The organism is Photorhabdus kleinii (assembly GCF_025384885.1).
GTDB classification, from domain to species: domain Bacteria; phylum Pseudomonadota; class Gammaproteobacteria; order Enterobacterales; family Enterobacteriaceae; genus Photorhabdus; species Photorhabdus kayaii.
The window spans coordinates 1-9,172 of sequence record NZ_JAJAFY010000084.1 but is presented as its reverse complement, the minus strand read 5'-3'; the positions used below and the strand labels follow the sequence as shown (position 1 = coordinate 9,172).

The window sequence follows — 9,172 nt, the reverse complement described above, 5'->3', positions numbered from 1 at the left end:
GAATATTTAAAAGGAATGAAATTGTGCGCGTAAGTACCAATATATTGTACGAGCAGAAAATGACGAGTATCACTACTGCTCAGTCGAAATGGATGCAGCAGGGAGCACAGCTATCCAGTGGTCAGAGGGTGATAAATCCATCTGATGATCCGATGGCGGCATCTCAGGGTGTCATGGTTGCTCAGGCTGAATCTCAGAACCAGCAGTATATAACCGCTCGCTCGTTTGCTAACAACGCGATTTCTATGCAATTGAGTGTGGTATCCAAAGCTGTCGGTGTGGTTCAAAATATTCATGAAAGTTTGGTAGCCACAGTAAACGGTGTATTGAGTGATGAAGATCGTAACTCGTTGGCTATTCAACTGACAGGGTTTAAAGAACAACTGGTGAATTTGGGTAATACTACCGATGGTAATGGCCGCTATATTTTTGCCGGTTATAAAACGGATGTGAAGCCTTTTGATGAGAGTACAAGCGGTACAGTGAGCTATCGAGGTGGCTCTGAGGAAATAACTCAGAAAGTAGATAGTAACCGCTCTATGATTATTGGACATACCGGGGAGCAGGTTTTTCTCTCGTCTACCAGTAATCCGATAAAAGAGCCGGATGGCAGCCCGAGTGAATCTGATATATTTAAAACCATAGACATGGCGATTCAGTCATTGAAAACACCCTTTACCGGGGCAGATCAAAATAGTCGTGATGATGCGCTGGAATTGTTGAATAAGGCTAACCGCGGCGCTCGCAATGCGTTGAATAATATCTCTTCTGTGGAGTCGGTATTGGGTTTACAACTGAGAGAAATAGAAGACTTAAATAATTTGGGGGCAGAACGCAGCTTGGCGAATAAAAGCCGTTTGAGTCAATTGGTTGATGTAGAATGGAACTCAGCGATTTCGAATTATTATCAGCAACAAGCCGTACTTCAAGCATCGTATAAAACATTTGTCGATATGAAAGGCATGTCGTTGTTTGAGATATTTCGTTAATTTAATTTTTACTTTAATCGCTGGTTTTTAGGCCAGCGATTTTATCAATTAAATATCTTACGTCATTATTTATTATTTAAATAATTCTGTTTTAATTTCTGAATTAATACTCCTATAGATGTTTACTTTTAATAAAGTGAATGCTGTTTTTTTGCAGTTAAATATATGCTGAGATAAAAAATCATATTAAAAATATATTGTTGAAGCTTAAAGTATCGGATGTGGACTAGGATAGAATTCAGTAATTTCAGTTTCTGCATGTTGGTAATTACTGAGATTGATAACTACGACTTTGTAGAAGTAAACCGCATTAGGTACTCTTCGGAAAAATTTAGTTTCACCAGGTTGGATATCAATAAAAGCATACTGATTGTAGTCCCCAAAGGGAGGTGCCCAATAATTTACTGCTCTAATAGGTGCAGGACCGTTGTTTTTTATATTAAAACTAGGGTAATGAGTAGTAGGCATTATGATATTTCCACCAGTATAAAGCTCAAAAGTTTGATTAGGGTTTATATGTATAAGTTTCATTTTATTTTTCCTTATCATGATGATTATTATGTTACATATAGTACAGATAATCTTATCTGAGAAATTTAACTTAACACTTTCCCATAACAGTTAAATATTGAAATTTATCAGTGATGTAAAAGGAATAAGATAAATGAATTTATCGTATTTGAATGCCAATTTAATAATTAAAAAAGGAAAAGTATATTGTTGTTTGAGATATTACTCTAATTCAGTTTTCTGTTTTATTTTTATTGCTGATTTAAGTCAGAGATTTTGGCTAATTAAATGATTTTCCATCATTAACTATAGCTCGTTAAATGCATTAGTTGTTTATGTTGTATTCTAAAAAATTCATTGATTTTTTAGAATAAAATATCATTATTTTTATTAAAATAAGTATATTATTTCTTCCGTTTTATATGCTCCCGTTTATATGTTGAACAATTAAGCCTCGGCCTCACATAATCAGGAGGAAAGTAATGACAGATTCAGGGCTGGTTTTTACACTTACTGCGGGTAGTCTCCCGGAGAAAACTTTTGTTGTGGTTGACTTTACGCTAGATGAAGCTCTATCAACATTATTTTGTCTGGAGGTGACATTAACCAGTGCTGACCCGGATATTGATTTTGCGGATGTTCTGGATCATTTTGCGACACTAACCGTTTATCGCGATGGAAAAATAGAACGCAGTGTCACTGGGATTGTGACTCAGTTTGAACAAGGTACGACAGGTCGTCATCGCAGTTATTATTCCTTGACTCTTCACCCTGGTTTATGGCGTGCCGGATTACGGGTGAATTCCCGTATTTTTCAGCATCAATCTGTGACCGAGATTATTGAAATATTATTGAAAGAAAATGGCGTTAGAAACTTCCATTTCCTATTGCGTTATGAGCATCCTGAACGGGAATTTTGTGTTCAATACGATGAGAGTGATTTGGCGTTTCTTCATCGTTTATTGGCTGATGAAGGAATATTCTATTATTTTGATTTTAGTGAAGAGCGGGGAGAGCCATTAATTGTTTTTACTGATTCTTATCGGATAAATAGCAACCTTTCACTGCCTTATCATCCAGAATTGGATGCGACAGGAAGCCAATGCAGTATCAGTCGATTCTGTTGGCGTGAACAGGTCGGGATTGCCAATATTGAGTTGAAGGATCGTACTTTTAAAAATCCACTGTGGGGGGCTGAATATGAATATCACGAACGCCAAATTAACCACCAGCGTTCAGATTTGCCCAGTTACACTTACTATGATTTTCCCGGGCGCTTTAAAAAAGGTGCGATTGGCGAGCGCCTGAGTCAATATCGTCTGGAAGCGCTCCGTACTGATGCTATGTTTGGCCGTGGGCAAAGTGACTGTTTTGCTCTGGCGCCGGCATCAGGGTTTACGCTGACTGATCATCCGAAAGCGCAATTTAATGCCTTGTGGCTGGTCATTAGCATCAGCCATCACGGTAGACAACCACAGGCGGATGAATCCCGTTTTGGTGAAATGGGGACGACCTTAACGAATGATTTCACTTTTGGCGATCGTAACCGGGTATGGCGTCCCTCGCCTTATCCTAAGCCGCGTATTGACGGCCTACAAATTGCGACTGTGGTTGGCCCGGAGGGGGAAGAGATCTTTTGTGATGAATACGGGCGTGTGCGGGTACAGTTTGCCTGGGATCAATATGGCAAATTCAATGACCAGAGTTCTTGTTGGATCAGAGTCAGTCAGGCTTGGGCCGGCAAGCGTTGGGGTATGATTGCTATCCCGCGTGTAGGGCAGGAAGTGTTGGTGGATTTTCTACATGGCGATCCCGATCAGCCAATTATTACTGGGCGTACCTATCATGCCGCTAATATTGTGCCTAACCATCTGCCGATAGCAAAAACTCAGATGTCAATTCGTTCAAAAACCCATAAAGGAGAGGGTTTTAATGAACTGCGGTTTGAGGATGAAAAAGACCGAGAAGAGGTGTTTATTCATGCTCAGAAAAATCTGGCGATTAAGGTGCTTAATTCCCGGGATGAGCGAATTAATTACAACCGTACAACCAGCATTGGACATGATGACGAACTGGTGATTGCCAACAACCGTAAAATAACGGTTGATGGGCAGCAGGAGCATAAAACCACCGGGAACTACGTTGTTCAGGTTGAGGGTGACAAAACTTTGCAAGCTGGCGGCAATGTGGCACAGAAAGTTCAGGGTATGCTCAGTATTGATACCAATGGTGATATTACGGTGCAAAGCGGCAATAAAATCAGTCTGAAAGTAGGTAATAGCTTTATTGTTATTCATGCTGATGGTGTCGATATTAAAGGTCCATCTATTAATCTGAACTCAGGGGGGAGTCCTGGAGATTTATTGCGACCGGCGAATCCGGTTATTTTGCAAGCTGCCGCTAGTGCTGGTTCCTTGTTTGTTGCACACTGTCCGAAGGAGGATAACAACTGATGGCCGCTGAAAAATATTATGCCGTCATTGACGGTGCGATTGAATACCGATTGTTTTTTATCTTGGAAAATTTTAATCCCCCTGCGGTTTGTCTTTATGACGAATCTTTATCACCTGAGCTGCTTAAGGTGGCGCCTTATTTGGTGGAGGTAACAGAAAAAGTCGGACTGTATTTAGAGGAATGGAAAACATGCTGGGGAATTTGTCTTCACTCAAAAGCGGATATGAAAACATTGCGTCAGCATTTACGCAAATATCTCCAAGTATTATTACCCGATCAAGATAAACCGGTATTTTTCCGGTTTTATGATCCGCGTAATATCTGGGAGTTTCTCAGTGTCCTCAGTGACTGGGAAATTCACTGTTTTCTGGGGCCGATAAATAAAATTAGCACTTCTCTGATGGGCGTTAAGCATGAAGATAATTTTCACGCGGTCAGAAAACAATTTCCCGCAGAGGCATGCTCCAGACAAAAGATGTTGCGGATCACAACAAAGCAATATGCTCAGTTAAATGAGCTATTCGAGCAACGATATATTAATAAACTGACGCAATTTATTAATGAAGTCAATTACCATAATGGCGCCGGTACGATAGATCTGCCATACGACTCCCTGTCGGCACATTCAGACCGGATATTGAAAAACCCGTTCCCTGAGACACATTATTTTCCCGCTTACATGGATGAGGCCACATTTATTCAACATAAAACCTTAGCAGAGGATTGTTTTTATTTTTGTCGTGATAATGAAATCACTGATGAACGCGCCATTGGAGGGTTTCTCTATTTACTGGTGGAGAGACATATCAATCAGTTTGAGCAAATCCCGCGGGCATGGTTAACCGCACTCAGAGACCCCCAGTGGCCGGGTTATTATCGGATGGAAACATTATTAAAAAGCGAATTGGGTTTTATCCCCGATTAGGTAATTAAAAGGTAATTGATATGGCTGAGCAAACTATTTCACACCGTGCTGGTGTTGCCTGCATGACATGCGACAACCCGGACCCCTGTATTTATAAAATCAGCGTCACTTTTGGTCAGAATACTCAGATTTGGCCTGAAAAGCCGGCAATTAAGATGAGCCTGATTGATCATGGAAAAGGTCAAAAAGGGACGATACAGATTGAAACTAAATGTAATAATGCGGCTAAACATCATGCGGTGCTAACGGGGGGGCAGAAAGAGAAAACGCTAGAATTTAATGCTCCGCAGGAGGTGACATTATTTTATAAAGATCAGTTGGCAGACGCTGAGATTGAAAGTGATTTGGAAAGTGTCTGGTTTTATTTATCTAATCTTGCCAACCCGACAGATATCTACAGTGAACCGCGTTATTATAAGTTAATAACCCAGGGCTGCCTGGATAGTCAACAGTACGCGACGATAGCGGTTTACCCGTCGGTCAGTTTTATGGTCTCGGTTGGGTTGAGCTTTGATTTTTCTCATGGAGAACGCACTGTAAAAGAGCGACGTGATGAGCAGAAAAAAGCGCGTCAGGCGATGGAAAATGTCAAGCCTAAAAATGGCAATAAACTGCGCAGTGGGTGGACAACCCATACGGACCCATTTTATCTGACCCGACAGACGGCCATTAACGTCGAATACGCTTTAACGGTTCAGGATATGGATTATTCGGCGAAGTTTGCGGAAATTAATAAGGTGAGGAAAAACCTGCCCAATTTAGAGGCCATCAATCGGGTGGAAAAGCTACTGGGTTATACCAAAGAATACCTGGCGCCCGATCCGGATTCAAAAGGCACCCGCAGCTACCAACTGCTTGAGCTTAAGGTGGACCCCATCAATATTGGACTGGCTTATGCTTATGACCGAACCACTTCGATGGATGACCGTACCCATTTTCTAGGTTTCAGTGCCGCTCCTTTTTTGGGGATGACGGCAAAACTGGATCTCATTCAAATGGGGGCGGCGTATTGCAAGATAGAGCGTGTAGCAGCCAAATTCAGGGAGGCGGTGGCCCGCAGGAATTCAGATGATAAAAACTATTTAGATCTGGAATGTTGCATTATTTTGACATGCAATTTGTCCTTTCAATTGGGTGCCGCTTATAAACAAAAGCAGTGGACTTTTGACGCTGGTGATAAGAATGATTTGAAATTGAGTCTGGAGGGAAAAATGAATGTCGCCTTTAAGACCCATATTATGATAATGGAAGTCGCAATGGGAGCGGGTGTGGCTGTAAAAACAGCGGCGGGTTTTGAACTTGATCAACATGATAAAGGGATCGATCTGGCGGGCTACCATAATGGGATTGTTGCGGAATTTGCGATAGACGTGGATGTGGAAAAAGAAGGTGATAAAAAATCTATCATTAAAGTTACAGGTAAATGGAAATGGGTTATTGCCGATCCGTTAAAAGCTAAAGAATCCCCGTTAAGAATTAATCTGATAGGGGAAGAGCGGCCTATTACTCGACCGGAGGTGGTCCCGGGCGCTGAAACAACATCGTGGGAAATGGGTTATGACCCTAACTTTAAACCTAAGATGGATAACATTCCGTTTATCACCGGGTTACCCGGAATGTGAGGATAAAATGAGATTGAAACTGTTATTGCTGTTATTAGGAGTGATTATTATGTCTGGTTTAGGAGTAATGGTGATGTTTGGTGCTAATGCAAATGAACCCCGGCTATATATTCGTAGTTTATTCGATATTCAGTATGCTTTTTGTGATATTAAAACCAATGGAGTAACCGGGTTTAGTAACCGTAATTCAGCCTTGGAAGGGCGAGGATTTGGTAGCTCCAGTACAGCTTCTATGCTATTAATGGCAAATGGTGAAAATGAAATCAGTCTGGAATTTGGTGCGCTAGGCTGGTTTTCCTCGGATGCGTTATCAGATAAAGACCGCAATCACTTTAATTCTGAGGCCAAATGTACGCTGGAACTGACGGCTATGCGTGGTAAAAAAAGTGAAGTATTGACGGCAATTGAAGTGGTAATTGATAAAAATGGTCAGCCTGTGGCAACAACACCCGCGAATGAAGCGAAATATGCTGCTATTAGCACACCGGTAGTGCGTCATGTGATACAAGCTGAAAAAGTAGGACCTGGGCATATAGAGAAACAATATTTTTATCCGAAAGAATTTCCACTCAATATGACTTTATACCGGTTTAATCGAAATGTAAAAATCAGTGGTTTACCTGAATGGGAGTGGGTGAAAGCAACCCCTTATACTGATACCCCGGAACAACGTCAACAATTGCAACAGGCTTATATGGCTGCTTGGCAGGCCTATAATGCTAAGGATTTGAATACACTCCGTGATCAGCAAAAGGTTGCGCTCAAAGCTTGGGCTTGGGCCACTGGCGAAAGTGAAGAGAGTGTTTTTGCTGATCAATCTGTTTACCGTAGGATCAAAATAAAAAGTTTCAAAATGAAGCCAATTAACTGGGATGACTACCAAGTTAAGATAATGAATCAGGGTAGAATGGTTAGGTTAGTGAATAAGTCGGACTTAAAGAATTCTCCGATATCCTATTATTACGTTGATGAGGAAGATGGAGAAACGGTTTTGTCTACCGTTGCACCGATTTTCTCATTAATTAATGGCCGTTTTGTTCAGGTAATTTAATGGGTAGCAATATCGGGTTATTTGACCCGATATTTTCTCTTGATGGGAAATGCAATAAAAATCGGTGATATCAGTTCAGCATTTGTTGATTGTAAAGAGACACTGGGATTGTGGATTGGGTTAATATTAAAGTTGAATAATATTCCACTTATCACCGGGTTACCCGGAATGTGAGGATAAAATGAGATTGAAACTGTTATTGCTGTTATCAGGAGTGATTTTTATGTTGAGTGCTCATGCAAATGAATCGAGGTTATATATCCGCAGTTTATTTGATATTCAGTATGCCTTTTGTGATATTAAAACGAATGGAGTAACCGGGTTCAGTAACCGTAATTCGGCTCGGGAAGGTCGGGGATTTGGTACCGCCAGTACAGCATCTATGCTATTCATGGCTAATGGTGAAAATGAAATCAGTCTGGAGTTTGGTGCGTTGGATTGGTTTTCTCCAAGTGAAATGTCAGATAAAGCTCGTAATCATTTTAATCCTGAGGCTAAATGTAATCTGGAGCTAACCGCCATGCGTGGTAAAAAGAGCGAGGTGTTGACAGCGATAGAAGTGGCAATTGATGAAAATGGTGAGCCTGTAGCAATAACACCCGCAAATGAAGCGAAATATGCTGCTATTAGCACACCGGTGGTACGTCATGTGATACAGGCAGAAAATGTGGAAGCTGGACATAAAGATAAAAAGTTCTTTAAGAGCCGGAAATTTCCACCCAATATGACCTTATACCGATTTAGCAGGAATGTAAGAGTTAGTGGATTGCCTGAATGGGAATGGGAGAAAGCAACTCCTTATACTGATACCCCGGAACAACGTCAGCAATTGCAACAGGCTTATATGGCTGCTTGGCGGGCCTATAATTCTAAGGACTTGAATACACTCCGTGATCAACAAAAAATTGCGCTCAAAGCTTGGGCTTGGGTTACTAATGAAAGTGAAGAGAGTATTTTTGCTGATCAATCTATTAGTGATATCAATGCAAAAGACTTCAAAATGATACCAATTAACTGGGATGACTACCGGGTTAAAATAATGAATCAGGGCAGAATGGTTAGGTTAGTGAATAAGTCAGACTTAAAGAATTCTCCGATATCCTATTATTACGTTGATGAGGAAGATGGAGAAACGGTTTTGTCTACCGTTGCACCGATTTTCTCATTAATTAATGGCCGTTTTGTTCAGGTAATTTAATGGGTAGCAATATCGGGTTGTTTAGCCCGATATTTTTTCTTGATGAGAAATGCAATAAAAGTTGGTGATATCAGTTCAGAATTGGTTGATTGTAAAGAGATACTGGGATTGTGAATTGGGTTAATATTAAAGTTGAATAATATTCCACTTATCACTGGGTTACCCGGAGTGTGAGGATAAAATGAGATTAAAATGGTTATTGCTATTATTAGGCGTGATTATTATGTCTGGTTTAGGTGTGATAGTAATGCGAGGTGCTAATGCAAATGAGCCGAGGTTGTATATTCGCAGTTTATTCGATATCCAATATGCCTTTTGTGACATCAAAACCAATGGCGTAACGGGAATGGATAATCGAGATTCAGCCCGTGAAGGTCGGGGATTTGGTACTGCCAGTACAGCTTCCATGCTATTAATGGCAAA

At 40.9% G+C, this 9,172-nt stretch carries 7 protein-coding genes and 1 pseudogene; 7 read left to right on the top strand and 1 reads right to left on the bottom strand.

Features of this window, described 5'->3' with window-relative positions; translation table 11 throughout:
• The first annotated feature begins 23 nt into the window (after positions 1-23).
• Complete coding sequence (gene flgL / locus LG003_RS21970) at positions 24-989, top strand: flagellar hook-associated protein FlgL (RefSeq protein ID WP_112879172.1); 966 nt, start codon at positions 24-26, stop codon at positions 987-989.
• A gap of 207 nt (positions 990-1,196) precedes the next feature.
• Here the strand turns inward: flgL and LG003_RS21965 are convergent, their stop codons facing one another.
• On the bottom strand, positions 1,197-1,520 hold the full coding sequence (locus tag LG003_RS21965; protein ID WP_262981642.1) for a hypothetical protein: 324 nt from the start codon (positions 1,518-1,520) through the stop codon (positions 1,197-1,199).
• A 461-nt stretch (positions 1,521-1,981) separates the two neighbouring features.
• Between LG003_RS21965 and tssI the strand changes: the two genes are divergently transcribed.
• The 6 genes and pseudogenes from tssI to LG003_RS21935 all read left to right on the top strand — a co-directional run.
• Positions 1,982-3,952, top strand: a complete 1,971-nt coding sequence (gene tssI, locus LG003_RS21960; protein WP_262981641.1) for a type VI secretion system Vgr family protein — start codon at positions 1,982-1,984, stop codon at positions 3,950-3,952.
• Positions 3,952-4,878, top strand: a complete 927-nt coding sequence (locus tag LG003_RS21955) for a DUF4123 domain-containing protein (protein ID WP_262981640.1) — start codon at positions 3,952-3,954, stop codon at positions 4,876-4,878. Before tssI ends, LG003_RS21955 begins: the two co-directional genes overlap by 1 nt.
• Positions 4,879-4,898: 20 nt before the next feature.
• Positions 4,899-6,500 (top strand): hypothetical protein, encoded by a 1,602-nt coding sequence (locus LG003_RS21950; RefSeq protein ID WP_262981639.1) that lies wholly within the window; start codon positions 4,899-4,901, stop codon positions 6,498-6,500.
• Between the two features lie 49 nt (positions 6,501-6,549).
• The gene (locus LG003_RS21945) at positions 6,550-7,551 is read left to right on the top strand and encodes a hypothetical protein (protein ID WP_262981638.1); all 1,002 of its coding nucleotides are present in this window, start codon (positions 6,550-6,552) and stop codon (positions 7,549-7,551) included.
• Between the two features lie 223 nt (positions 7,552-7,774).
• Positions 7,775-8,749 carry a hypothetical protein gene (locus tag LG003_RS21940; RefSeq protein ID WP_262981637.1) on the top strand — a complete coding sequence of 325 codons (975 nt, stop codon included), beginning with the start codon at positions 7,775-7,777 and terminating at the stop codon, positions 8,747-8,749.
• A 181-nt stretch (positions 8,750-8,930) separates the two neighbouring features.
• Positions 8,931-9,172, top strand: a pseudogene (locus LG003_RS21935) (hypothetical protein); the annotation flags it as partial.

What these genes read in the sequence shown, in the direction of transcription:
- LG003_RS21965 (WP_262981642.1), bottom strand. Translation starts at nt 1,520, where the DNA reads ATGAAACTTATACATATAAACCCTAATCAAACTTTTGAGCTTTATACT.
- tssI (WP_262981641.1), top strand. Translation starts at nt 1,982, where the DNA reads ATGACAGATTCAGGGCTGGTTTTTACACTTACTGCGGGTAGTCTCCCG.
- LG003_RS21955 (WP_262981640.1), top strand. Translation starts at nt 3,952, where the DNA reads ATGGCCGCTGAAAAATATTATGCCGTCATTGACGGTGCGATTGAATAC.
- LG003_RS21950 (WP_262981639.1), top strand. Translation starts at nt 4,899, where the DNA reads ATGGCTGAGCAAACTATTTCACACCGTGCTGGTGTTGCCTGCATGACA.
- LG003_RS21945 (WP_262981638.1), top strand. Translation starts at nt 6,550, where the DNA reads ATGTCTGGTTTAGGAGTAATGGTGATGTTTGGTGCTAATGCAAATGAA.
- LG003_RS21940 (WP_262981637.1), top strand. Translation starts at nt 7,775, where the DNA reads ATGTTGAGTGCTCATGCAAATGAATCGAGGTTATATATCCGCAGTTTA.